Annotated in this window: 27 protein-coding genes and 1 tRNA gene; 13 read left to right on the forward strand and 15 right to left on the reverse strand. The window is 64.6% G+C overall.

Annotated elements, in window-relative coordinates; all coding sequences use genetic code 11:
• Positions 1 to 116 precede the first annotated feature (116 nt).
• From H8S47_RS04330 to H8S47_RS04340, 3 genes are all read left to right on the forward strand, one after another.
• A complete protein-coding gene (locus tag H8S47_RS04330) occupies positions 117 to 857 on the forward strand; it encodes a phosphocholine cytidylyltransferase family protein (protein WP_187502694.1) in 741 nt (246 codons plus the stop codon).
• Positions 854 to 1,957 carry a hypothetical protein gene (locus H8S47_RS04335; protein ID WP_187502695.1) on the forward strand — a complete coding sequence of 368 codons (1,104 nt, stop codon included), beginning with the start codon at positions 854 to 856 and terminating at the stop codon, positions 1,955 to 1,957. The genes H8S47_RS04330 and H8S47_RS04335 overlap by 4 nt, the downstream gene beginning before the upstream one ends.
• Positions 1,958 to 2,169: 212 nt before the next feature.
• Positions 2,170 to 3,294 carry a CDP-alcohol phosphatidyltransferase family protein gene (locus H8S47_RS04340; protein WP_187502696.1) on the forward strand — a complete coding sequence of 375 codons (1,125 nt, stop codon included), beginning with the start codon at positions 2,170 to 2,172 and terminating at the stop codon, positions 3,292 to 3,294.
• Between the two features lie 216 nt (positions 3,295 to 3,510).
• Here H8S47_RS04340 and asnB read toward each other — a convergent pair whose 3' ends face one another.
• Positions 3,511 to 5,454, reverse strand: a complete 1,944-nt coding sequence (gene asnB / locus H8S47_RS04345; protein WP_328805421.1) for an asparagine synthase (glutamine-hydrolyzing) — start codon at positions 5,452 to 5,454, stop codon at positions 3,511 to 3,513.
• 133 nt (positions 5,455 to 5,587) lie between these two features.
• Here asnB and H8S47_RS04350 point away from each other — a divergent pair, with 133 nt between their 5' ends.
• The 8 genes from H8S47_RS04350 (at position 5,588) to H8S47_RS04385 (ending at position 12,081) form a co-directional block, all read left to right on the forward strand.
• Positions 5,588 to 6,949 carry a lipopolysaccharide biosynthesis protein gene (locus H8S47_RS04350; protein WP_187502697.1) on the forward strand — a complete coding sequence of 454 codons (1,362 nt, stop codon included), beginning with the start codon at positions 5,588 to 5,590 and terminating at the stop codon, positions 6,947 to 6,949.
• Between the two features lie 104 nt (positions 6,950 to 7,053).
• The gene (locus H8S47_RS04355; RefSeq protein ID WP_235982599.1) at positions 7,054 to 7,515 is read left to right on the forward strand and encodes a DUF2141 domain-containing protein; all 462 of its coding nucleotides are present in this window, start codon (positions 7,054 to 7,056) and stop codon (positions 7,513 to 7,515) included.
• Between the two features lie 173 nt (positions 7,516 to 7,688).
• Entirely contained in the window at positions 7,689 to 8,696 is a 1,008-nt protein-coding gene (locus H8S47_RS04360; RefSeq protein WP_187502698.1) for a diacylglycerol/lipid kinase family protein, read from the forward strand.
• Positions 8,693 to 9,595 (forward strand): hypothetical protein, encoded by a 903-nt coding sequence (locus H8S47_RS04365; protein WP_187502699.1) that lies wholly within the window; start codon positions 8,693 to 8,695, stop codon positions 9,593 to 9,595. Before H8S47_RS04360 ends, H8S47_RS04365 begins: the two co-directional genes overlap by 4 nt.
• A complete protein-coding gene (locus tag H8S47_RS04370) occupies positions 9,592 to 10,359 on the forward strand; it encodes a nucleotidyltransferase family protein (RefSeq protein WP_187502700.1) in 768 nt (255 codons plus the stop codon). Before H8S47_RS04365 ends, H8S47_RS04370 begins: the two co-directional genes overlap by 4 nt.
• Positions 10,360 to 10,476: 117 nt before the next feature.
• Complete coding sequence (gene dapB, locus H8S47_RS04375; RefSeq protein WP_187502701.1) at positions 10,477 to 11,247, forward strand: 4-hydroxy-tetrahydrodipicolinate reductase; 771 nt, start codon at positions 10,477 to 10,479, stop codon at positions 11,245 to 11,247.
• 4 nt (positions 11,248 to 11,251) lie between these two features.
• Positions 11,252 to 11,953, forward strand: coding sequence for an endonuclease III (nth, locus tag H8S47_RS04380; protein ID WP_187502702.1), 702 nt, complete (start codon positions 11,252 to 11,254; stop codon positions 11,951 to 11,953).
• 51 nt (positions 11,954 to 12,004) lie between these two features.
• Positions 12,005 to 12,081 (forward strand) — tRNA-Arg (locus H8S47_RS04385).
• Positions 12,082 to 12,085: 4 nt separating this feature from the next.
• Here the strand turns inward: H8S47_RS04385 and H8S47_RS04390 are convergent.
• The 5 genes from H8S47_RS04390 to H8S47_RS04410 are packed head-to-tail and all read right to left on the reverse strand — an operon-like array spanning position 12,086 to position 14,082.
• Positions 12,086 to 13,192, reverse strand: coding sequence for a site-specific integrase (locus tag H8S47_RS04390; protein WP_187502703.1), 1,107 nt, complete (start codon positions 13,190 to 13,192; stop codon positions 12,086 to 12,088).
• Positions 13,189 to 13,359 (reverse strand): hypothetical protein, encoded by a 171-nt coding sequence (locus H8S47_RS04395; protein WP_187502704.1) that lies wholly within the window; start codon positions 13,357 to 13,359, stop codon positions 13,189 to 13,191. The genes H8S47_RS04390 and H8S47_RS04395 overlap by 4 nt, the downstream gene beginning before the upstream one ends.
• Positions 13,356 to 13,706, reverse strand: a complete 351-nt coding sequence (locus H8S47_RS04400) for a hypothetical protein (RefSeq protein ID WP_187502705.1) — start codon at positions 13,704 to 13,706, stop codon at positions 13,356 to 13,358. The genes H8S47_RS04395 and H8S47_RS04400 overlap by 4 nt, the downstream gene beginning before the upstream one ends.
• Positions 13,703 to 13,924, reverse strand: a complete 222-nt coding sequence (locus tag H8S47_RS04405; protein ID WP_187502706.1) for a hypothetical protein — start codon at positions 13,922 to 13,924, stop codon at positions 13,703 to 13,705. The genes H8S47_RS04400 and H8S47_RS04405 overlap by 4 nt, the downstream gene beginning before the upstream one ends.
• A complete protein-coding gene (locus H8S47_RS04410; RefSeq protein WP_187502707.1) occupies positions 13,924 to 14,082 on the reverse strand; it encodes a hypothetical protein in 159 nt (52 codons plus the stop codon). Before H8S47_RS04410 ends, H8S47_RS04405 begins: the two co-directional genes overlap by 1 nt.
• A gap of 104 nt (positions 14,083 to 14,186) precedes the next feature.
• Between H8S47_RS04410 and H8S47_RS04415 the strand changes: the two genes are divergently transcribed.
• Positions 14,187 to 14,348: a hypothetical protein gene (locus H8S47_RS04415; RefSeq protein ID WP_187502708.1), complete on the forward strand. Its 162-nt coding sequence runs from the start codon at positions 14,187 to 14,189 to the stop codon at positions 14,346 to 14,348.
• A 271-nt stretch (positions 14,349 to 14,619) separates the two neighbouring features.
• Here the strand turns inward: H8S47_RS04415 and H8S47_RS04420 are convergent, their stop codons facing one another.
• On the reverse strand, positions 14,620 to 14,958 hold the full coding sequence (locus H8S47_RS04420) for an Ogr/Delta-like zinc finger protein (RefSeq protein ID WP_187502709.1): 339 nt from the start codon (positions 14,956 to 14,958) through the stop codon (positions 14,620 to 14,622).
• Positions 14,955 to 15,374, reverse strand: a complete 420-nt coding sequence (locus H8S47_RS04425; protein WP_187502710.1) for a hypothetical protein — start codon at positions 15,372 to 15,374, stop codon at positions 14,955 to 14,957. The genes H8S47_RS04420 and H8S47_RS04425 overlap by 4 nt, the downstream gene beginning before the upstream one ends.
• A 270-nt stretch (positions 15,375 to 15,644) precedes the next feature.
• On the opposite strand from H8S47_RS04425, the gene H8S47_RS19115 reads away from it, so the two are divergent.
• On the forward strand, positions 15,645 to 16,616 hold the full coding sequence (locus H8S47_RS19115) for a S24 family peptidase (protein ID WP_187502711.1): 972 nt from the start codon (positions 15,645 to 15,647) through the stop codon (positions 16,614 to 16,616).
• A 183-nt stretch (positions 16,617 to 16,799) separates the two neighbouring features.
• Here H8S47_RS19115 and H8S47_RS04435 read toward each other — a convergent pair whose 3' ends face one another.
• From H8S47_RS04435 to H8S47_RS04465, 7 genes are all read right to left on the reverse strand, one after another.
• A complete protein-coding gene (locus H8S47_RS04435; RefSeq protein WP_187502712.1) occupies positions 16,800 to 18,116 on the reverse strand; it encodes a reverse transcriptase domain-containing protein in 1,317 nt (438 codons plus the stop codon).
• A gap of 5 nt (positions 18,117 to 18,121) precedes the next feature.
• Positions 18,122 to 18,679, reverse strand: coding sequence for an SLATT domain-containing protein (locus tag H8S47_RS19185; RefSeq protein WP_187502713.1), 558 nt, complete (start codon positions 18,677 to 18,679; stop codon positions 18,122 to 18,124).
• A 553-nt stretch (positions 18,680 to 19,232) separates the two neighbouring features.
• A complete protein-coding gene (locus H8S47_RS04445; RefSeq protein WP_187502714.1) occupies positions 19,233 to 20,243 on the reverse strand; it encodes a contractile injection system protein, VgrG/Pvc8 family in 1,011 nt (336 codons plus the stop codon).
• Entirely contained in the window at positions 20,240 to 20,632 is a 393-nt protein-coding gene (locus H8S47_RS04450) for a phage tail protein (RefSeq protein WP_328805427.1), read from the reverse strand. Before H8S47_RS04450 ends, H8S47_RS04445 begins: the two co-directional genes overlap by 4 nt.
• A gap of 2 nt (positions 20,633 to 20,634) precedes the next feature.
• Entirely contained in the window at positions 20,635 to 23,166 is a 2,532-nt protein-coding gene (locus H8S47_RS04455; protein ID WP_187502715.1) for a phage tail tape measure protein, read from the reverse strand.
• A gap of 4 nt (positions 23,167 to 23,170) precedes the next feature.
• On the reverse strand, positions 23,171 to 23,287 hold the full coding sequence (locus H8S47_RS04460) for a GpE family phage tail protein (protein WP_187502716.1): 117 nt from the start codon (positions 23,285 to 23,287) through the stop codon (positions 23,171 to 23,173).
• Positions 23,288 to 23,298: 11 nt separating this feature from the next.
• On the reverse strand, positions 23,299 to 23,604 hold the full coding sequence (locus H8S47_RS04465) for a phage tail assembly protein (protein WP_187502717.1): 306 nt from the start codon (positions 23,602 to 23,604) through the stop codon (positions 23,299 to 23,301).
• Position 23,605 lies beyond the last annotated feature (1 nt).

Genomic DNA, 23,605 nt, shown 5'->3' on the forward strand with positions numbered 1-23,605 from the left:
GCAGCGCTGCGTTCGTGGTCCTGGGCTCCCGCCTCCGCGGGAGAACTGGAAATGGCTTATGCCCTCACCCCATCGATGCATTTTCCTGCCACACTTCGCCCGTACAGCCGCACTCCATGAAGGCCATCATCCTTGCCGCGGGTCACGGATCGCGGTTGCTGCCGTTGACGCTCACCACGCCGAAATGCCTGGTCGAAGTCGGCGGTCGCGCGATCCTCGATCACCAGCTCGACGCGGTCGCCGCGGCGGGGTTCGAGGGTGCGGTGGTGGTTGGCGGCTACCGGATCGACCAGATCGCCGCGCATCTGAGCGCGCGCGACGGTGGTCTGCCGACCGAGCTCGTCTTCAACCCGTTCTGGGGAATCGCGAACAGCATCGGCAGCGTCTGGGCGGCGCGCGCGTATCTCGACGCGCCGTTCGCGCTGATGAACGGCGACACGGTGTTCGATGCACCGATCCTGCGCGCTGCAGTGTCCGATCCGGTCGCGGGCGTAAAGCTGGTGATCGAGCCGCTCGCCGAACCCGGTCTCGACGACATGCTGGTCGAGGCGGACGGCGACCGGATCGTCGCGGTCGGCAAGCATCTGGTCGGGCACGAGGCGACCGCGCGCTCGCTCGGACTGATCGTATCCACCGGCGGGACGACTTACGCCGACGCACTGCGCGCGGTGATCGGCGAGGAGGACGGCATCCATGCCTATCACCACGCCGTCGTCCGCCGCGCCGCGGAAACCGTCGGTGTCCGCGCGGTGCGGATCGCGGGCGATGTCCGCTGGCAGGAGATCGACCGCCCGGAGGACATCGCGCTGTGGCAGCACGACCATGATGCGCTCGCCGGAGATGGGTCGGGCGCATGACGCGGAAGGTCGCGTTCCTGTTTCTCGGCGAGACGCTGCTGATCCCGCATCTCTATCCGATCGTCGAGGCGCTGGCCGCGACGTCCGACGTGCCGATCGAGCTCTGGGTGAGCACGTCGGTGCACGAGGCGTTGCTGGCGCGCTGGACCGCGCCCTTCCCGACCGTTCGTATCCGCCGCGCGCCGGGGTTTCGCGCGGTTGCCGACGATGGCAGCGGGCGCAACCCCGTGCTGCCCGCCAAGATCCCGATGCTCCTCCGCCTGCTCCCTTATCTGCGCAGCGCAAGCATCGTGGTGTGTGCCGAGCAGACAAGCTTGTGGCTCCCGCGGCTGTTTCCGATGCGCGCGAAGTTCTTGAAGACCTCGCACGGCGTTGGGTCGATGAGCGCGCGTGACGATCCGCGGCGGCGTGCGGCGGCGTTGACGCTAGTGCCGAGCGAGCTTGAGCGGCGGACGTATCTCGACCGCGGGTTCGCTCCCGATAAGTTCGTCGCGACCGGCTATGTGAAGGCCGATTTCGCGCACCGGACGCATGCCGCGCCGCCGTTCGCGGATACGCGGCCGGTGGTGCTGTACGCGCCGCATTGGCAGCAGCATCGCTCGTCTTGGTGGCGCTGGGGCGCGGAGGTGGTGCGGCGGATCGTCGCGGACGGGCGCTACAACCTGATCTTCGCGCCGCATCAGCGGCTAATCGAGAAAGCTCCGGAAGTCGCGGACTTGATGCGTGAGGTCGGCGATTTGCCGCATGTGCACTGCGACATCGACGGGTTCGCGATGGTCGACGGGAGTTATACCGGCGTGGCGGACGTGTATCTCGGCGATACGTCGAGCCAGGTGATCGAGTTCCTGATGCGCCCGCGGCCCTGCGTGTTTCTCAATGCGGGGGGTGTCGCCTGGGAGGGCGATCCGAACTACGCGATGTGGGTTTGCGGTGAGGTGGTCGAGGACGTTGCGGATGTAGTGGCGGCGGTCAATCGCGCCGCGCTGTCGCATGGGGAGTATGCCGCGGTGCAGGCGAACTTCGCCGCGCGGTCGCTGGGGTCGGTCGAAGGGGGTGCGGCCAGGGCGGCGGGGGAAATCGTCAAGCTGATCGACGCGTAATGCGTTCCACAACCCGCTAGCACCCCGGCGGAGGCCGGGGCCCAGGTGGCATGACCATAATGGCATCACGCGGTCCCTGGGTTAGCAACGTTCCCCAACTGGGCCCCGGCCTCCGCCGGGGAGGTGCACGTGGACGGGAATGCGCACACTTCACCCCGCCACCTAACTCCTCCCCCCTCGCTTTCACGACCAGATCGGGTAACGGGTGCGGGATGGTAGATTCGACAGCCCCTACGCCAGCGCTCCGGACCGTCCGGGCGAACGACACGCTGCTCTGGGGCATGACCAATGCCGAGCGGATCCGGCGGATCGGCGTCGCGCAGGGGTTGGCCCCGGATACCGACGACAGCACCGGCCCCGTCATCCTCGCCAACCTCGCCTACGCCTTCGATCCGGTCTGGATCGGGCATCTGAAGTCGCGCCCCGGGACCGTCGTCACGCGCACCGGCGTTCCCGTGCTGGCGCATGTCCGCGACGCAGGCGAACGCGAGCGGATGACCGCAGCGATGCTCGGCGAGGCGCCGCTGGTGACCGGGCTGACGGTGATCGCCGCCGAGGCCGAGGAAGGCATCCTCAACGAAGCGCTCCGGAAACGCGAGCGGCCGTTCGCCGAACTGCTGACCCCCGCTGCGGTGCCGGCGATCGAGCGCGCGAGCTATGTCGGCGCGTACAAGGGCGTCACCGACCTGCTGACCAAATATCTGTGGCCCGAATGGGCGCTGGCGATCACGCGGGTCTGCGCACGTGCCGGGATCACGCCGAACCAGGTGACCGCGCTCGGCTCGGTGCTGTGCATCGTCGCGACCGTGGCGTTCTGGTATGGCTGGTTCTGGACGGGGCTCGCCACGGGGCTGTTCTTCATGGTGCTCGATACCGTCGACGGGAAGCTCGCGCGGTGCACGATTACCTCGTCGAAGCTGGGCAACGCGTGGGATCACGGCGTCGACCTGGTGCATCCGCCGTTCTGGTGGTGGGCCTGGGCGGCCGGTTGCGCGCCGTACGGACGGCCGCTCGAGGACGGCGTGTTCTGGGCGGTGATCGGGACGATGCTGTTCGGCTATGTTGCGCAGCGCCTGATCGAGGGGGCGTTCATCGTCCGATTCGGTATGCATATCCATGTGTGGGAGCGGTTCGACAGCTGGTTCCGGCTGATCACCGCGCGGCGTAACCCGAACATGGTGATCTTGTTCGCGGGGTTGCTGGTGACGCGGCCGGACTGGGGGATCATCGGGGTGGCAGCGTGGACCGCGATCTCGTTGGTGGTGCATCTTGTGCGCCTGGTCCAGGCGATGGCGCGCAAGGCCCGGGGCGAGACGTTGGTGAGTTGGCTGGCTTGAGGCTTCGCGGAGTCGCTACCTGCTAACGCCGACCTCCCTCCCTTCCGTTCGTCCTGAGTAGCCATCGAGTAGCTGCTCTTGCAGCGTATCGAGAGGGCGTATCGAAGGACAGGTTGCCGCGCGGAACCCATGCTTCGATACGCGCCCTCGATACGCTCCTGACGGAGCTACTCGGTCTCTACTCAGCACGAACGGAAAAGGGGGATGCGGCGAGCCCTATCCCTCGACCAGCGTTTTCGGCCGGCCGATCCACCACAGACAGTAGATCGCCAGCGCGTACAGGAAGCGGCTATAATCGCGTTTCCCCGCGCGGTGATCGGCGAACACCTTGTCGACCGCGCCCGTACGCCACATCCCCTGCTCCCGCACGCCGCTGTCGCGCCACAGCTGTTCGGCATACGCCCCGAAATCGCCCGCGAACCACGCCGCCAGCGGCATCTGGAAGCCCTGTTTCCGCCGGTCGAGAATTCCCTCCGGCAACCACGGCGCGATGGCTTGGCGGATGACGTATTTGCCGACCTTGCCGTGCAGCTTCATGTCGGCGGGCATCGACAGCGCGAGGTCGACCATCCCCTGCCCCAGCATCGGGACGCGCACTTCGAGCGAATGCGCCATGCTCGCGCGGTCGACCTTGGTCAGCATCGCGCCCGGCAGGTTGAGCGCCAAGTCGGCGAGCCCGAACTGCTCAAGCGTGTCGGTCGAGATCGCGTCGGGATCGGGGAAATATTCCGCGACCAGCGCGGCGATCCCGCCTTCCTCCTCGGCGATGAACTCGGCCGAGAATATCTCGCGACGGAAGGCTTCGTTCGTGATCTGCGTCTTGGCGAAGAACCGCGCGACGCCGTTCGGAAGCGCGGCGCTGCCGGTCGTCTTGCGCCAGCGTTGCAACACCGCGTTCGCATGGCGTGATGGCAGCGTCGGCACCGCGTCGAGCGCGCGGGCGAGGCGGCGCAACGGCGCCGGCAGCGAACTGATCCGCCGCTCCGTCGCGTGGCGTTTATACCCGAAAAACAGTTCGTCGCCGCCGTCACCCGACAGCGCAACCTTGACCTCCTGCGCGGCGATCTGGCTGACGTACCAGGTCGGCACCGCGGAGGGATCGGCGAACGGCTCGTCATAGCAATGCTGGACCTCGGGCAGCATCGCCTGCGCATCCGCCAACTCCAGCGTGCGCGTGACGTGGTGGCAGCCGAGATGCCGCGCGATCGCCTCGGCATGCGGCGATTCGTCGAAGCGGGGGTCGGGGAAGCCGATCGTGAAGGTGCGTACCGGCCGATCCGAGACCTGCGCCATCGCCGCGACCACCGCGGACGAGTCGACACCGCCGGACAGGAATGCGCCGACATCGACATCCGCGACCATCTGCTTGCCGATCGTGTCCAGCCACTCGTCGCGGAAGCGCTCGATCCATGCCGCCTCGGACCTGGTTTCAGAGGGATGATAGGCCGGCGTCCAATAGGCGCGCATCGTCGGCGGACCGCTCGCCTCGATCGTCATCACATGGCCCGGCGGCAGCGTGCGGACCTGCGCATAGATCGAGCGCGGGGTGCGAATATGGCCGAAGCTGAAATAATCGTGGAGCGCACGGCGATCGACGGCGAACGCCATCCCGGGCAACAGTGTGAGCGTCTTCAGTTCGGAGCCGAACGCGAACCCGGCGGCCTGGTCGGTGTAATAGAGTGGCTTGATACCCACCGGATCGCGCGCCAGCGTCAGGCGTCGTTCGCGAATATCCCACACCGCGACCGCGAACATCCCGTCGAGCCGCGCCCAGACGTCGTCGCCCCAGCGTTCGTAGCCCGCCAGGATGACCTCGGTATCGCCCGCGCTCTCGAAGATGCGCCCCAACGCCTGCAACTCGCGCCGCAACTCGCGGAAATTGTAGATTTCGCCGTTGAAGACGAGTGCATAGCGGCCGTCGGGCGAATGGAACGGCTGATGCCCGCCCTCGATGTCGATGATGCTCAGCCGGCGCATCCCGAAGCCGAAATCGCCATCGGTCATCACGCCCTGATCGTCGGGCCCGCGGTGGAGGATCGCGTCGCACTGCGCAGTAATGAGAGGCGCGGTCACGAGGCGGGGCGAGACCGCAGCGCCACCTCGCGCGTAAAGGCCGGCAATTCCGCAGATGACGAACGATCCCTCGCATGACGGCGGCACCGCCGCCCGAACGCGCGCGGTCTAGGAGCCGGCCGGCGCTTTGTCACCTTTGGGCGCCCCGGCCCCTTCTTCACACCTCACGGCCCCCGAAACCTTGCCGCACCCGCCGTCGCGCTCTAGGAGCCGGTCGCAGATGGTTCAGGACCCCGCTCCTTCTCCGGCCCCGGCGGATGCGCCGGCACGTGCCGGCACGACCGGGATTTTCCGGGCGGCGGCGCGCAACCTCGGCTGGCTGCTCGCCAGTCGCAGCGTGCTGGCGATCCTGTCGCTCTTCTATCTCGGCTTTGCGACGCGCACGCTGGGCGTGGTCGATTTCGGCCGGTTCGCGCTGATCTCGGGGGCGGCGCAGGCGCTGGCGACCTTCGTCGGCTTCCAGACGTGGCAGATCATCGTCCAATACGGCGTCGAGCCGATCCAGCAGGGCGATACGCCGCGGCTCGCGCGCCTGCTCCGACTGTCGGCGATCCTCGACATCTGCAGCGCGCTGGTCGGCGCCGTGCTGACCGTGGCGATCCTGTTCGCGTGGAGCGATGGGTTCGGCATCCCGCCCGACCTGATGCGCGACACGCTGATGTTCGCGGTGGTGCAGCTGATTACGATCCGCTCGACGCCGCTCGGCATCCTGCGGCTGCGCGACAAATTCTCGTTGTCGGCGGTGGCGGACAGCATGACGCCGATCATGCGCTTCGTCGGCGCGGGCGCGGCGATGATCTTCGAACCGACGATCCGCGGCTTCATGCTCGCCTGGGCGATCGCCGAGATCGTCACAGCCGCAACCTATTGGATCATGGTCGCGCGCAGTGGCGACCTGCGCCTGCTCGCGAGCGGCCGGGGCAGCTGGCAGCAGGTCCGCGACGAGAACCCCGGCATCGTCCGCTTCTCGCTGAGCACCAACGCCAGCGCGACGCTCGGCCTGTCGAGCAAGCAGATCCCGCTGCTGCTGGTCGGCGCGTCGATCGGTCCGGCGGCGGCGGGTGCGTTTCGGCTGGCGACTCAGCTGGCACAGGCGCTGGCGAAACTGTCGCAGATGCTGTCGCGCGCCGCCTTCCCGGAGATCGTCCGCGCGGTCCGTACCGCCGAGCCCTCGCGCCTGCGCCGCATCCTCGTGCGAACGATGCTTGCGAGCACGGCGGCCGCGCTCGTGATCCTCGCGATCGTCGCGCTGGTCGGCGAACCGATCCTGAAACTGGTCGGCGGCAAGTCGTTCGTCGGCGCGTATCCGGTGCTGTTGTGGCTCGCTGCCGCCGGCTGTTTCGACCTCGCCACGGTCAGCCTCGACACGGTGATGACCGCGCTGCACCGCGCCGGCACGGTGTTCGCGATCCGTGCGGTCGGTGTCGGCCTGCTGTTCGTCGCGGCATTCGTGCTGATGCCCGCTTATGGATCGGCGGGTATCGCCGCGGCGGTCGCCACCGGATCGGTCGCGGTGGCGATCCTGCTGGGGTTCGCAGCGGCCCGGATGACCCGCACGCCGGACGAAGCGCAGCCCGCATAGAGCCCCCGGCAAGCTCCGGGCGTTGGCGATAAACGCCTCGTTCACGTCGCAAATGTCATCTGCGCGCCGCTCTATCGCCACTATTTTCGGGTCTTAGTCTGCCGATGAACCATGTAATTCTTATGGCGCTGGGTGCGGCCGCCGTGCTCGCGCCGGTCCAGGCGCATGCCGTCGAGACCTGCGAGGGCACGCCGGGCAATGGCAACGCCAAGCTGATCCTCGAGGCGACGACGATGCACAACACCGTCGGTGAAGTCGCCTTCACGATCTATCCGGACGACAAGAAGCGGTTCCTGGCAAAGGGCGCGAAGCTGGCGCGCGCGCGCGTTTCGGCGGCGAACCCGCGCGCCTGTTTCTGGCTCAAGCCCGGCTATTACGCGATCGCGCAATATCACGACGAGAACAGCGATCATGATTTCAACCGGACGCTGTTCATGCCGAAGGAGGGCTTCGGCTTCTCCAACGACGCCCCGACCTCGATCGGGCTGCCGTCCTTCGAATCGGCTCGTACGGCCCTGCCCGCCTCCGGCACCGTCGTACGGATGAAGATGCGGTATCGCCGATAATATGCGTCCGGACTGCGGCTGACGCGGAACGGAAATCTTGCTGACACAAATTTGTAGCGGTTCTGTACCGTGACGGGTATCTCTATATCGTGGCTGATGCTGTTTCGAACTTCGACGCCTTTGGCAGGCAATCGCTCTCCCCTCCAGTCGCACCCGCGTGGCTGCCTGAGGGGATGTTCGATTCGGCTGCGTCCGAACGCGCCAGCGTGAACCCGCGCGAGGCAGCCGCGAAGATTCGCACCGGCATCATCTGCAACCCGAAGAGCCATCGCAACCGCAGCAGCGTCGAGGCGACCAAGCCGTTCCTGTCGGGCACGGTGCTGGCCGTCACGCCGCGCACCCAGGCCGAACTGGCCGAGGTGCTGACCGATTTCGCGCGCCACGGCATCGAACTGCTCGTGATCGACGGTGGCGACGGCACGATCCGCGACGTGATGACCGCCGCCGCGCGCATCTGGACCGGTGCCGCACCGCGCGTCGCGATCGTTCCCTCGGGCAAGACCAACGCGCTCGCACTCGATCTCGGCATCCCCGATACCTGGACGCTCGATCAGGCGCTGACCGCGGCGCGGCATGGTCGCGTCAAGCTGCGCAGCCCGGTCGAGGTGATCCGCAAGGACAGCGGCGCGAAACTGTGCGGCTTCCTGTTCGGCGCAGGCGCGTTCGTCGATGCCACCGCGCTCGCGCAGCGCACCCACCGCGCTGGCGCCTTCAACGGCGTCGCGGTCGGGCTCGCGCTGTGCTGGGCGATCCTGCAGACGCTGTTCGGCGGCGCCAACAGCGCATGGCGCGCCGGCAACCGGATGCGGATCCGCTTCCAGTCGCGCGGCGACGAGGGCGCGCACGCCGCGGGCAAGCATGCCGACACCGATCGCGCGCGCTACATCCTGCTCGCCTCGACGCTGAAGCGCATGCCGATCGGTATCCGTCCATTCGGCGTACCACGCGCCGGGCTGAAGACGCTGGTGGTCGATGCGCCGCCGCGCTGGCTTGCCGCCGCGACGCCGCTGATCGTCGCCGGCTCGCCCGCCGCCTGGCTCGATCGCGCGGGCTATCACCGGATCGATACACCGAGCTTCGACCTGTCGATCGACTCGGGCTTCATCCTCGACGGCGAAGTCTATCCCGGCGGCGACCTGACCGTCCGCGAAGCGCGCGCGCTCAGTTTCGTCGTCCCGTGATCACGCTCGGCGACGTCGTCCGCCGCCAGTTGCACGTCCCCACCATCCCCGCGGTCCGCGACGTCTCTGCGATACTCGCCGAGAGCGCGCCCGGGACCGTGGCGGTGCTGTTCTACGGCTCGAACCTGCGCACCGGCGCGACCGAGGGCGTGCTCGATTTCTACGTGCTGACCGCAGGCCCCCCCGAGCGCGGCATGTGGCCGACCGTCAGCTACCGCGAATTCGACCTGCGCGGCGAGACGTTGCGCGCCAAGATCGCGACCATGCGCCTCGCGACCTTTGCCAAGGCGGCGGCGGCGCGGACGCTCGACACGACGATCTGGACCCGCTTCGTGCAACCCTCCGCGCTCGTCTGGGTGCGCGATCCGGAGACCGCGACGCAGGTTGCCGAGGCCATCGCCGACGCGGCCAAGTCCGCCGCGCGCTTTGCCGCCGCGCTCGGCCCCGAGACGGGCACCGCCGACGAGTATTGGCGCGCTCTGTTCCGCCAGACCTACGCCGCCGAACTCCGCGTCGAACGCAAGGGCCGTGAGGGGCAGATCCTCGGCTTCGACCCCGCGCGCTATGCCGAACTCCTCCCGCTCGCCTGGACCGCCGACGGCATCGCCTTCCGCGACGAGGCCGGCGTGTTGAAGCCCGACCTGGCGCCGGCACGACGTCGCGCACTGCTCCAGGCCTGGGCCCACCGCCGCCGCGCCGGCAAACCGATCAACGTCGCCCGCCTGGTACGCGCCGCCTTCACCTTCGAGGGCGCCGCCCGCTACGGCATCTGGAAGGTCGAACGCCACACCGGCGTCGCCGTGCCGCTGACCCCGTGGCGCGAGAAACATCCGATCCTCGCGGCGCCCGGCGTGTTCTGGCGGGTCTGGCGCGCGCGTACCGGCCCCAAAGCGGTATGAGCGCCTCTGCTGGCCAAGGTTTCAGCGCGCTGATCCTCGCCGGATCGCGCGGCGGCGTCGACCCCGTCGCGGCCTATGCCGGCGTCTCGCACAAGGCGCTGATCGAACTCGACGGCCAGACCCTGCTCGCCCGCGTCGCCAAGGCGTTGCGCGAGGCCGGTGCAACGCAGATCGCAGTCTCGGTATCCGACGACACCGTCCGCGCTGCCGCCACCGCGCTAGACCTCACCGTCCTGACCGCCGCATCCGGCCCCAGCTGCAGCGTCCGCGACGGCATCGAGACACTCGGCACGCCGCTGCTCGTCACCACTGCGGATCACGCGCTGCTCCGACCCGAATGGATCACGCGCTTCCTTGCCGATGCACCCGCGCACGCCGACGTCGCCGCGCTGCTCGCCCGCCAGGACGTGATCGAGGCCGCCGCGCCCGGCACGCGCCGCACCTATCTCCGCTTCGCCGATGGCGCGTGGTCGGGCTGCAACCTGTTCCACTTCGCCACGCCCCGGTCGGTCGCCGCACTCGATCTGTGGGCGCAGGTCGAGGCGGATCGAAAGCGGCCATGGCGGATCGTCCGCCGGCTCGGGATCGGCACGCTGGTCCGGTACATGTCCGGTCGCCTGACGCTGGTCGCCGCACTCGCGCATCTCGGACGTCTCGCCGGTCTCCATGCCGCCGCGGTGGCGACCCCGTTCGGCCTCGCGGCGGTCGATGTCGACAAGCCAGCCGACCTTGACCTCGTGCGAGACCTGATCGCCCGCCCCTGAGGCCGACAGCGCACGGCCGGTACCGCACCACCGACCACGTCATCTTTCGCGGAGAAATTACCTCAGGCTACCGCTCCCCCCTGTCCCCGAACCGCCGCTTGGTGCAAAGCGCGACGCATGCAGACGCTCGCGCCCCACCCCGCCCCGACCGCCACCAGTTCGCCCGCGATCGGCATCTACGGCAGCGCCGGACGCATGGGCCGCGCGATCGTCGATGCGATCGAAGCGGCGGGCGCGTCGCTCGCCGGCGGCGTCGATGCCGGCGAAGACCCCGCCCCGCTCGCACGGACCGCCAACGTGCTGGTCGATTTCTCGACCCCCTCCGCGGTCGAAGCACATCTCGCCGCCGCGCGCGCCGCTGGTACCGCTATCGTGATCGGCACGACCGGCCTGTCGCCGCAGCACCAGTCGATGATCGACGCCGCCGCCGCCGACATCGCGATCCTCCAGACCGGCAACACCTCGCTCGGCGTGACCCTGCTCGGCATCCTGGTCCGCGAGGCCGCCGCGCGGCTTGGCGCCGACTGGGACGTCGAGATCGTCGAGATGCATCACAAGCACAAGGTCGATGCGCCGTCGGGCACCGCGCTGCTGCTGGGCGACGCCGCAGCCAAGGGCCGCGGCTCGTCGCTCGCCGAACTCCGGGTCGACAGCCGCGCCGGCCTGGTCGGCGCACGCACCGAAGGCACGATCGGCTTCGCCAGCTTGCGCGGCGGATCGGTGATCGGCGACCATAGCGTGATCTTCGCAGGCGAAGGCGAGCGGATCGAACTCAACCACCGCGGCGACGATCGCTCGATCTTCGCACGCGGCGCGGTCCGTGCGGCGATCTGGCTCGCGGGACAACCTGCCGGCCGCTACCGGATGGGCGACGTGCTCGGACTGTAAGGCAGTGAAGAGGGCCGACGTCATCGAGTTCTACGCGCGCCTGGCCGAAGCCGACCCGCACCCCGAGACCGAACTCGAATTCGTCAATCCGTACACGCTCGTCGTCGCGGTGGCCTTGTCTGCACAAGCCACCGACATCGGCGTCAACAAGGCGACGCGCGCGCTGTTCCGCGAGGTCGACACGCCCAAGAAGATGGTCGCGCTCGGGCTCGACGAGCTGAAGCGCCACATCAAGACGATCGGGCTGTTCAACACCAAGGCGAAGAACGTCATCGCGCTCTCGCAGATGCTGATCGACGATTACGGCGGCGAAGTCCCGAACGACCGCGCCGCCTTGGAGCGCCTGCCCGGCGTCGGACGCAAGACCGCGAACGTGGTACTGAACGTCGCGTTCGGCGCGGAGACCTTCGCGGTCGACACGCACATCTTCCGCGTCGGCAACCGCACCGGCCTCGCCCGCGGCAAGACTCCGCTCGCGGTCGAACTGAAACTCGACAAGGCCACGCCGCAACCGTTCCGCCTGCACGCGCATCACTGGCTGATCCTGCACGGCCGCTATGTCTGCAAGGCGCGGACGCCCGAATGCTGGCGCTGCATCGTCAGCGATCTCTGCGCGTACAAGCCGAAGACGCCGCCACCGAAGAGCAAATCGGCGACGCCTGTATCACCGGAAGCGCTCGCCGATCCGACACCCGGGGAGCCCTGAACACGAAAACGTCTGGCGCACCCCGTTTCGCTTTGCTAGGCGAGCCATCCGGCACCCGTAGCTCAGCTGGATAGAGCGCTGCCCTCCGAAGGCAGAGGCCACTGGTTCGAATCCAGTCGGGTGCACCAAACTTCACTTATTTTCCCCTAATTTCAACGCCTTAGCGGCATCTTTGGCTAACCTTTCCGCAAGGTTAGCCAGAAGCTTGTCGGCGGCGGTGTCTGAAAGCGTGCGCTGGTCGGCTGCTGCGGTGTAGCGCGCGACCTCGCTGTCGGTCGTGTGACCGGTCCAGGCCTTGATCTCTTGGTTCGAGCAACCTGCCTCGGCGAATCGCCGCGCGGCGGCCTTGCGAAGGCCGTGAGCCGAGCAGTTCGGCAAGCCGGCCTCGTCACACCATTGGCGAAATTTGTTGCCGAAACCCTTTACCGAGAATTGCTTGCCGAATTCGGTGACGACAAAGAACGCGCCTACCGTCGGCGTTGCGAGGATCGATTCCGCCAAGCCGGGCATGATCGGCAGCGACACGAAGACTTTCGTCTTTTCCTGAGTCAGTTCGAGCCGGGTGTCATGGACGCTGGCCGGACCCATCTTGCGAGCGTCACCGCCGCGCTGGCCCGTCCAGATCATCAGGTCGAACGCAAGGCGCGCGACCGTACCGATCGGATGGCGCCGTTCGTAAGCCGCGATCTCTTCCTCGGTCCAACTGTGGAACCCTCCGCCGCTAACCTTGAAGGGACGCGTGACGATGACCGGGTTCGTGCCGGCCATGCCGATGCGCATGGCGAACTTCATCAGCGCAGAGAGCCGTTTGCGGAGCATGTTCGCAGACGTCCGGTGCGGCAGGAGTTCCGCAAGCATCGCCTCGACATGACGCGGCTGCAGCTCACGCACCATGATCTCGCCGTAACGCCGCCCCTTGCGCGTCCGCGAACGCCAGCGCTCGAGCGTTCCCCGATAGACAACGCGCGTACGCTCGCCTGGATCGAGGAAATCCGGCGAGCGATAATAGCGGGAAAGCAGGTCGTCGAACGTCCCGACGGCAGCACGGTTGGCGCCGACTTCGATCTCCGGGGCGCTAACGCCGTCGTTGCACGCACGCAGCTCTGCGAGAAACGCCTCGGTCCCGGGCTCGTTCTTGAAATAGTAGGTGACGAAGCCGGTGCGACGATACCGGTAATGAGCCTTACCGTGCCGATCACGAAACGTGCTGACATGCTTCGGTAGCCAACGCCGCTTCATGCAAACATCTCGTCTAAGCTGTTGGCGCCTGCGGGCACGATATCCCTGCCCGTCGTGACAACGATCCGGCCGGGCTCGATCTCAACCCGAACGGGGATGCCGACTTTCTCCGCAGCGCGAAGAACACGCGCAAGATCAGCTTGTCGGATCAGGGCGCGCGCGCTCATTCAGCAGTTCCCATGCATTTGGCTTGAGGTTCGATCCCATCACGTAGCTTGCGGGCATGATCGAGCATCTTCTTGCCGCGTGTTTCGAGCGTGCTTGCCGCCAACGTCAGGTCCAAGTTTGACACGCCACGCTCAGCGTTTAACTTGTAGTTCAGCGAGCGAACGGTGATGCCTAGAGCGCTCGCCAGCCTGCCCTTACCGCCGAGGATTTCGAACGCGGTTTGCATGCCCACCATCCGCCATATCTCGATCGGATAGCCCCGCTGTTCCCGCATTGGGGAACAGTTGATTGACTGTGAAAACACCGGGGCCTCGCGAGCATCATTGTGCGAAGCGCTGATCATCATGAATGACCCTGCTTTTGGATGCGTTGATGACGACTGCCATTCGTCGAAGGGTGTGAAATGCCGTCCGACACTTGCAGCGGCAGTTCGATCTCACCGAGGGCAAGCCTGACGATGCGCGGCCACTGCGGAATTAGGCTGTTGGCAATGGCGCCAGCCGCGGTCGCACCGGAGGCGACGAACAGTCCGACACCGATGTCGTGAAACAGAGCAACCGACATTACGCGCGCCGATCCGGCATGCCCGCGACGACCATCATGATGGCGACCGGGATCCACACGAAAGCGAACGCAATCAGCAGGACCACCTTTGCGGTGCGGCGGCGACGCATGCAACGTTCGACCTGGCGCGGCGCCGTCGAAGCGGTGGCGACGTTCACTGGTACACCGTGAGCGGAAAGGCCGCACCGCTGCAGCGCGTGCAGGTCTTTTCGTCCGCGAACGTGCAAGTGCCGACGTCATCGGGCGCGACGCACGGATCCCAATGACTGCATCCGCAACCGGCGCAAATTCGCGGATGCGTAGCGGCTGGGCCGTCGCGCAGCTGGAGGTAGACATCGGCGTCGACAGGGTATGCGTCGCGGAGTGCGTGGATCGTTTCGACATACCGGGCAGCGGCACCGTCGGTTTCAAGCAGGCGGATTAACGCAGCGCCTTTAGCCCGATTATTCGGTGCGATGACTTTGGCGGCGTCTGCTACCGAAACGCCAGCGGCGTTTCGGCGGAGACGAAGGTACCCTGCCGGGGTGACCGGCGCGATCGGCGCAGTCTTGAGCGCCAAACAGCGGTGGGTCGACGATGATACATGAAGCATGGTTCAATCCTCTTCAGGCAAAGGTGTGGCGTCGCCGAAAGCGGGGAGCTTGCGGCCGGGTGTTCAGTCAGCGGGGATGACGGGCGCGGCGTACCCCGCGGGTTCAGCTGGGCGCGGGTCCGATCACGGCCGGCGACGTCGCGACGTCGTCGTTGGCCGGTGTGCGGGTGTCGTCATTCGCCGGTACCGGTCGGGTCCGACCGACGTTCGGGTTCGAAAAAGGGAGGCGGACCTCCGGGTTCGGACGGGCGCTCGGCACGATCGTGCGGATGACCTGCAGCTCGGCGACGAACACATGACCGCACTCGTCATTCTCACAGCGATAGCGAATGTGACGAACCGTCGTAGTCAGTGCTGCGCTGTTACGGATGCCAGCCGGACCGTCGCAATGCGGACAGGAAAGCCCGGGAATTCTGTGCTTGGTAGGCTTCGAAATAGTCATTGGGTCCCCCCGGTGTTCCCCGAGTGCGACCCCGCGCCGAACCGGAAGAATTTGGGTAGGCGTCGCATGAGCGCGCCAAGTGCCGTCTCAACGTCCTGCGCCTCGACCAGCGCACGACTATGGGCGTGCGGGGAGGCACCGGGTTGACCGGCTTCAATAAGGGCTGCACTGAGTTCGCCGGCTTCGCGAACGAACTTGGCGGTGTCGGCAGCGAGCGCCCGGTAACAGGCAATCTCGCTGGAATATTCGACGTCGACCGCGAACGCGAGTGCCTGGGCATAGGGTGCATATTCACCGCCGGCTGCGAGATACGCGGCATCGAGCGCAGCCGCTTGGTGCAGCATCGGCGTCGTCTTGCAGTTCGGCTGGCTCCAGTACCGGATCGTACGCGTCGACCGCTTGACGATCTTCCTCATGGCCTCCCAGCTCAGCAAACCAGCGATCGTCGTCGTTGCCTGCGCGAACGTTTTAGGCGGGCGCGCGATCGTCATGCTCCTGCCCGCTTCAAAACCGGCAATCGATCGAAAGCGACGGATGCGTGAGTCGCGCCGTATAGATGCGGCATGGCGTTAGCAGGGAGAGGTGGGCGACCGATGCTGATTAATGCGGCAACCGCGTCACGGGGTATTGTATGATCAGGCCAATTCGCAGGTACCCGAAACCACGAAGCGAACTTTTCCAGATTGGTGACGGAGAAGGTCTTTCCGTCGCGCAACCGGGTGAAAAATGCGCCGCTGCTCACGACAATCGTTGCAACTCGCGACAGCGATTTGCCACCCCAGCGGGCGACTTCGGCATCGTACGAGTCGGCGATCGTTCGCAATGCGTTCTGGTATGCAGCGCTCATGACGCATATTTACGTCACATTTGCGGCACCCGTCAACGTAAATATTCCGCATGCCATGCGTCACTTCATGCGTCATGAGTGCAGCATGAGAAAGAACGTACCTGACGTGTTGAAAGAGCGACTCTCGGCGAAGATTGCCGAGAAGAATATGTCAGCTCGTGAGGTGTCGATTGCGGCCTTGAACAAGCCAGACGCTATTCGCGCGATCCTGGCTGGCCATATGCCGGGGCTCGACCGGCTCGATGCGATTGCAGATATCCTCGACACAACTTCCGATTGGCTGCTCGGACGCGATCAGGGTATTGAACGCACGATCCCGGCGGACGGCCATACAACTCTAGAAGCGCTTCGACGGCTTCCCAAGACGTTGCCCATCTATGGCACAGCGCTCGGTGCCGACCTGGAATTCGACGGTTGCAACGGGATCGTAGTAACTGTCGAGCAAACAGAGGTGCATATGTCCGCACCCCTTGATTTTATGACTCGGCCGATCGGCGTCACCGGCAGGCCCGACCTCTACGTCGTCTCGGTATCGGGGCACTCGATGGAGCCGCGATTTGATGCGGGAAGCCGTGTTCTCGTCGATCCTAAGCGGTCGCCCGGCGTTGGTGATGACGTGGTGGTGCAGTTGCGCGGTCCAACATTTGACGGCGAAGAGATCCGTCACGTCCTAATTAAGCAGTTGGTGCGGCGGCGCCCAACCGTTGTGATTCTTCGACAGTTCAACCCTGCCGCAGAGTTCGAAGTCCCGAATGAGCAGGTGTCGTCTGTCCATCGGGTGATGCCGTGGGATGAGGCGATGGGATACTAGCGGGCATTAGCGGAATGGCCGGGATGGGAAGGAAAGCGGAACGGCGGCTTTCGGGAATGCGGAGGACAATAACCGACACTGCGAGGTTGTCCTTTTTTCCAACGGCTACCTCCGTCTCCGCTCGCAGCGCACGGCACCGGTTTTAGCTGTCGGGAGAGTTCCTTGCTTATCGTCGGTCGCAGCTCAAGACAGCGCAGCCAACACGTCTGCCTCAAGGTCTGACACCTCTCGGGCGATGAGCTTATCGAACTGTTCGTCGATAAATTCCGCATTCCTTGCTTCGACTTCCGCTAGAGTCTTATCGGTTAGCAATGCGATCGTTTGCGCCTTTTCCGACCGGGTGTAGGTGTCGAAGTTAGGAATATAGCGCGAGGCCTCTCCGAAATAGCGAATTTCATGATAACTTCTTAGGAAGGTAGCTTGACCACCTAATACAGATCTGAGCTTCAACCGAGTCATCTGTTGTACAACAAACTTATCCAACCGGGCTAGTTGCCCTAAATTCTCTGTCTGGGAGAAAAACATTAGCCATCCACGCCTGCGCCCATCAATGAAGCAGCCGGTTATCCTAAGGTTAAGTTTGAATAGCGTCTTTTCCATAGATTTAGAAAATCGAAAAGATGTTAGAACCTTCAATAGGTTGCCAAACATCTTTTTATAGGAAGACGCCCGTATTCCAATGTCATCCTTGCTTATTCGGTAACCGAGATAATCAACGCCTTCCGATATTCGTTTCTCTTCGGTCTTACCAGGCACACCTAATGGATGTGGCTTAAGCAAAAGAGCATTTAATTGCGTAAACAGGCTTATATAGCGTTTATTTATTTCTTGCGAAGGGGCGACGACTAATATGTCGTCGACATATCGATGGTAGATACCTTGCTTACGTTGTTCGGCATCGAACTCGGACAAATATATTGCGGATAGAATATTCGAGATACTAAGGCCCTGCGGCACGCCAATCGTATTAATTTTACCGGATCGCCGTATAGCCGTAGGATTTCGGATCGCAGATAATATCAACGTGACCAAAAATGGTTCAGCGCCCGCTTTTACAAGGGCATTGGTAAGCAGTTCGTGATTTATAGTCGGGAAAAAGTCTCGAACATCCATGCGTAAAAATGATAGTGGCTCGTCCGATCCCCTGACATGTTTTGCAATAGCCTTCACATGCGCATGAGGCGGCATGGCGTGCGCATGAGGAGCAAGCACTGACAAACAGTTACAAATTGATCTTAGGGTTAGTCGATCGCGTACCGTAGGAATCGAAAGCTGCCGTGGCAGTTTTGATGCACCCCGTGAGATAAGCTTCTCTCGGTATCCAGTAAAACCATATAGCGATGAGAAAACCTTCTGCTCGATGATGGATACTTCTGCATCTATTGATTTACTAAAGTGATTAAGCCTTACGCCGTCCAGTCCAACCGCGCGTGATTTCGTAACATGCCCATCGAATGTTGCCTTGAGCGCATCGGCGGTAAAAAATATACGCTGATCCACAGCCGTTAGGTGCACATAAACGCTACGGGTGGCGCTAAGAAAAGCGCAGCGGTAATGATCCAGGCCGCCAGTCTTCTAGCGATCTGCGTCGCAACGAGGAGGACGGTAACGGGTATCAAACCGTTGGAATTGCTCACGCGCTGATTTCGTAGCCATCCATCGAAAATAACGCGATCGTTATCGCTAGTCGAATGATTCGGATAGTGATCTAACAAATCATGGTAAGTAGACAATCGGTTTGCTGCGTCCTTATTCCGATACAACGATTGTAATTTTAGGTAACATTCGCGGTACGTACTCGCTCGCTCCTCAAACTTGAACCCTGAAATAACGAGCGACAAGCCGAACGTCAGCACCGATAAAATAATACCGAGATTAGCAGCATCAACGTCGCCGATGGCACCACCAATTTTAGACTGATAAACACTAAAAACGATAGACCAGAAAGCATACCACGTTAGCAAAAGGTGACTTATTAGCGCATACGCTCTCAATCGTCGCTCTGAATTTATTCTAGCCTTAGCGGTAAGCCATAAGGGAGCTAGTTCATTACTATCACTCATCGCGACTCCGGGTGTGCGGGCATAAGTAAATGAAAGCAACTACGCCCTCTTTCGAAGGCAGCACGAGCTAAGGTTTCCCTTGGTCGATAAGAATAGCCCGTAAGAGCTGATGCGACGAATGTCGCATCATGCCCGCACGGCGTAACCGTACATGATCCTTATTCTGATACAAGCGCCCGCCCCATCTCCCGCTAATTCGCTGTGTATGATTCATCCAAGTTAGGCGTTTGAATACGGTCGCTTCCGATGCACCGTTGCTTGACTGGGATAGTGCCATGTTAACACCGTCTCGTGATAGCAGGGTTTCGAGCTACGGTTCAGGTATAGGTTTAGCCGCTCGCGGCAGATTAGAATTCTCGCAACGATCGTCGGGCGGGACAGCGGTTTTGCCCGATGGGGCTGACAGCCGTCAGCTTTGCCGCTTTCTCGAAATTCCCTCTCTAAACTCGAGCATCGGAGATCATTTTGCTGAGCGGATGTCCGCTTTCGGAATTAGGGATTACCCACAGGGGCGTCCGAATGTGGGCGAAAGCCGTCATTAAATCAATGTCGGCTACGCTGCGCTCTCCAGCGTTAGGGCCGTCGTGAAACCGCGATCGGCGATCAGTTCGTGAGAGACATCGGAAACCAGCCACTTCACCGCATCAATCTCAGCCTTGAACCCCGCAACCGTCACCGGGCGGTCAGGGTAAATTTCCAACCGGCCGAGGGCGAGCCCCAGATCCAGCGTGCGCGGCTCGCGTGCGGCACGGCCCTGCTCGGCAGTCGCGGCGCGGCGGGCGGCATCCTCGGACGAGTAGGTGCGCGTGAGCCGCTTAGTCTCGCCGGTACCGCTGCCGACCGTTACCGTTTTCTTCTTCGCACCCTTGCGGTCGTGCCAGTCGGCCGAGACGCTGCCGGCCTCGTCGCGCTTCTTGATCCGAAAGCTATGACGATCGCCATCGCCGCGCCGGATAGTGAGCGCGGGGATCGCCGCGCCGGTCGCGGTCGTGGCGGCGCCGGTGGGCGCGAGGATCAGCACGCCGGCCTTCACCGTCGCCGTGGCGTCGTTCTCCCGCCCCAGCCGGCGCAGGAGCGCAATGTCGCTTTCCCGGGTCTGTGCCATCGCCTTGACTGCAATCGACGCCAGTGCGGGCGCGCAGCGGGGCGTCAGCTTGTTACGGCCGGCGATCTCCCTGACGATCGCGCCCAGCGTCGTGTCGTGCCAGCTCTTCTCGCGCCGGATGGCGATGGCGCTGGTGAAGTCCGCCGCGCGTGCGCGGATCGTGATCTGGTCGGGCGGGCCGCTATGCTCGATCTCGTCGACGGTAAATTTGCCCTTGTCGACCAGGCCGACCGTCACGTCGGCGCCGGCGGACCAGCCGAGCTGTACCGTCAGCGTCGCGCCAGCACGCGGCACCGCGAGCTTGCCATCCGAATCGTCGATCGTGATCTCGAGCTGGTCGGCGTCGCCGCCTCGTTTCTCGCTCAAGCGCAGCGAGATCAGGCGCGGACGAATGCGATCGGTCAGATCGGTGCCATCGAGCGTGACCTTGAAGTCGGGGACGTTGTTGACCGCCGTCATGCCGCACCCGCCGCGCTATCGGCGATCTCGAGCAGCTCGACGGTGAAGTCGACCTTCCGCGGCGTGCCGTCCGCAAAGAACTCCTTCATGCCTTCGTCGATGCCGGTGATGACAAAGGCGCCGTAGACCCGCCCGGTGCCGTCGATCAGCGGCCACGCCTCGCCCTTGGCCGCCATGTCGCGCAGATCGTCAAGCGAAGCGCGCCCCGCCATGAGTTCGGCATAGGCCGTGCCCGACAAGCCAATCGTATCGTTCTCGCGGCCGACGAACTGCGTCGCGTCGATCGCGCCGATCCGGCCGCTCCTCGCGTGCCGCCAGGCGCTTTTGCGCTGCATCTCCTGATATGCCAGCGTCGGCAGCGAGAAGACGAACATGCCGAGGGCCATCATGTTCACAGGTCGGCTCCATCAGGCGTGTCAGAAAAGGACGATCGCGACATGGCGCGCTGGCGGTTCAGTAGGCGTTCCAGTGCACGCTCGATCTTCTCGGCAAGAGCCTGCTCGCTTTGGCCTGGCGCCCCGTAAATGTTCATCGTGATCGGTGCCGGCGCGGGGGCCGGGCGACCATAGGCTGCGGATCCGCCAGGCGTGGCCGCGGTTGCGGGCGTCAGCGCCGGCAGCGCCGAGCCGATCGCAAGCGCGGCGGTGAGACGGCGCGACAGGCTATCAACCCGGCGCACCGGCGCATCCTCGTCGGTCATCATACCGGGCGGACGTAGCGAGGCGGCGGACATGGCACCGGTCAGGTTGCGCGACAGGCGGTCGATCCGACGTACCGGTTCGCGCGCGCCGCCAGCGATGCCGTTGCTGAGGCCCTGCATCATGAACCCGCCAAAGCCCGCGAACACCCGCGACGGCGAGCGGATGCCGAGTTTCTGCTTGAACCAGTTCGCGGCCGACGACGCCGCCCCGACGATCGTCGCCTTCAGCGCTCCCAGCATGCCGGTGATGCCGTTGATCATTCCGCTGATCATGTTGCGGCCGAACTCACCGAAGCGCGCCGGGAGAGCGCCGAACCAGCCGAGGACGCCGGTGACGACGCCGACGATCCCCTGCCACAGCGAGCCGAACCACGCGGTGATCGGACCCCAGTTCGCGTAGATCAGGTACACCGCGCCCGCGAGTAGCGCGATCACCGCGACGATCGCGAGAACGGTGCCGAGGATCGGCAGCAGCCCAATAGACGCGGTGCCGCCCGCGACGCCCATGGCGATCAGGCCGGCGTTGAGGATGGCGATCGGCCCCATGATCGCGGCGATGACGATCGCCGCACCCCCGAGGACGATGAAAAGCAGGGCGAGCACCGCTGCGCTGATCGCGATCGCCTTCGCCAGCACTGGATGGCGTTCGGTCCATCGCGCGAGACCGCTGGCAAGAGCCGAGGCACGTTTCGTGATCGCGTTGACCGCCGGCAAGAGCATGGAGCCCAGCGACACCGATAGCACCTGCGCGTTGATCTTCAACTGCTTGGTCTGCTCGGCCGAGTCCTTCATGCGCTCGGCGAAATCGGTGTCGGTCGTGCCCTTCGCGCCGGCCGCGGTCGCGCGGATGCGCCGATATTCCTCCATATTCTGAATCAGCGGACGCAGACCCTGCTGCACCTGGGCGTCCTCGAACAGGAAGCCGATCTTGCCGAGATCACCGCCCGTCGCCTTCTTCGTTAGTTCGGCAATCGCCTCGAGCGGCGTCTTGCCGTCCGCGTAGGCCTTCTTCAGCGCGTTCGGCAGATCGATGCCGAACTTCGAGAACGCCTTGATCGTGGCCGGCGAGGCGATCTTCTGAATGATGTTCGCGACATTCGACGCCGCGGTCGAGGAGTCGCCGGCACCCTTGCGTGCGATCTGCAGCGCTGCGGCGAGATCCGCGACCGCGCCGGTACCGGTCTGGCCAAGCGCCTGATAGCCGGCGGTCAGCGCCGGGAACGCGCCCGCCATGTCCTTGATCTCGAACGCACCGCTTTTGCCGGCCTGCGCCATGATATCGATGACGCGCCCGGTCTGCTCGATCGGCACCTTCAGATTGTCGTTGGCGGCAAACGCCGCGGCGGACAGGTCGGCGATCTCCGCCTTGTACGCAGTCGCCGCGCGCCCGATCGGCTTCATCATCGCGACCGCCTTGGTCGGATCGAGGCCGAACCCCGCCAGCGTGTCGACGCCCTTTTGCAGTTCGTCGGGCATCTGGTTTGCGGCGCGCGCAGCCGCGAGAAGGTTGCGCCCCATGCGGTCAGCACGATCGCGGCCGAGATCCGCCTTCTGGGCGATGTCGGTCATGACCGACTGATATGCCTGCGCGTCCTCGACCGCTCCGAGGATCGGACGTGCGAGCGTCCGGCCCGTCGCGATGCCGGCCGCGCCGCCTGCGGCAATGCCGGTCGCCATGTTCTGCGTCCGCGCGAACCCCGCGCGCGCCCTCGCAAAACGAGTCTGGCGCTCGTCGAGGCGGTCGAACTCCGCGCGCTGCTGACCCATCGTGGCGGTCGTCGCGGCGATGTTGTCGCGCAGCCGCTGCTCATGGGCGCCGAGGTTGCGGACATCGACGCCCGCCGACGTCAGCGCCGACCGCATGCGCGTCAGCTCCGCGCTATGCTCCTCGCTGGCGTGAACGAGCTTACGTTCCGCCGCCTCCGCCGACGCGAGGGCGTTGGTCATGCGTTTGGTTGGCGCATCCGTGCGGGCGATATCGTCGCGCAAGGCCCGAATGCGGCGACGGGCATCGTCGATCTTCCCGAACATCTCCCCGCCCTTGGCCTGGCCGATCCGAAATTCGCCGATCGCGCGTGCCTGCGCGCTCAGATCCTTGAGCCCCTGCCGGGTGACCTTCAGCGCCGCTGCCGCCTTCGCGGATCCGCCGACGATATCGCGCAAGGGCTTGGTGACCTTGTCGCTCGCCTCGAGCAGCATGCGGATCCGGAGGTTGCGGTCCATGGCGTCAGCTTTCCGGGTTGTGTCGCTCGGCTGCACGCATGCGCCAGCGCATCAGGTCGGCGATCGTCATCTCGTCCATGGCGGCGGGGGGCCAATGGAAGACGATCGCGAGATCCGCCATCGCGTCGTCGACTAGCCCTGGGAGTCCTGTTCCTTCGCTGCTTTCGGCAACAAAAAATCCTGAATTTCCATACCGAACTGCGTCAGGTCGGCGGGATCGAGATTGTTGATCTCGGCATCGGTCAGGGGCGGCATGGTGATGCGCGGCAGCAGCTTGGCGGTCGCGGCAACATTCATCTGCACCAGGTCGGCGATGTTGAGGCCGCGCAGCTCGCCCGAGCGCGGGCGGCGGACCTGAACCTTCTCGATGGTCTGGTCGCCGCGGGCGAACGGGAAGTCGAGCTTGACGGTGGCGAGTTCGGTCTTGGTGTCGGTCATG

The sequence above is a fragment of the Sphingomonas albertensis genome (assembly GCF_014358075.1).
In the GTDB taxonomy this organism is placed as follows: Bacteria; Pseudomonadota; Alphaproteobacteria; order Sphingomonadales; family Sphingomonadaceae; genus Sphingomonas; species Sphingomonas albertensis.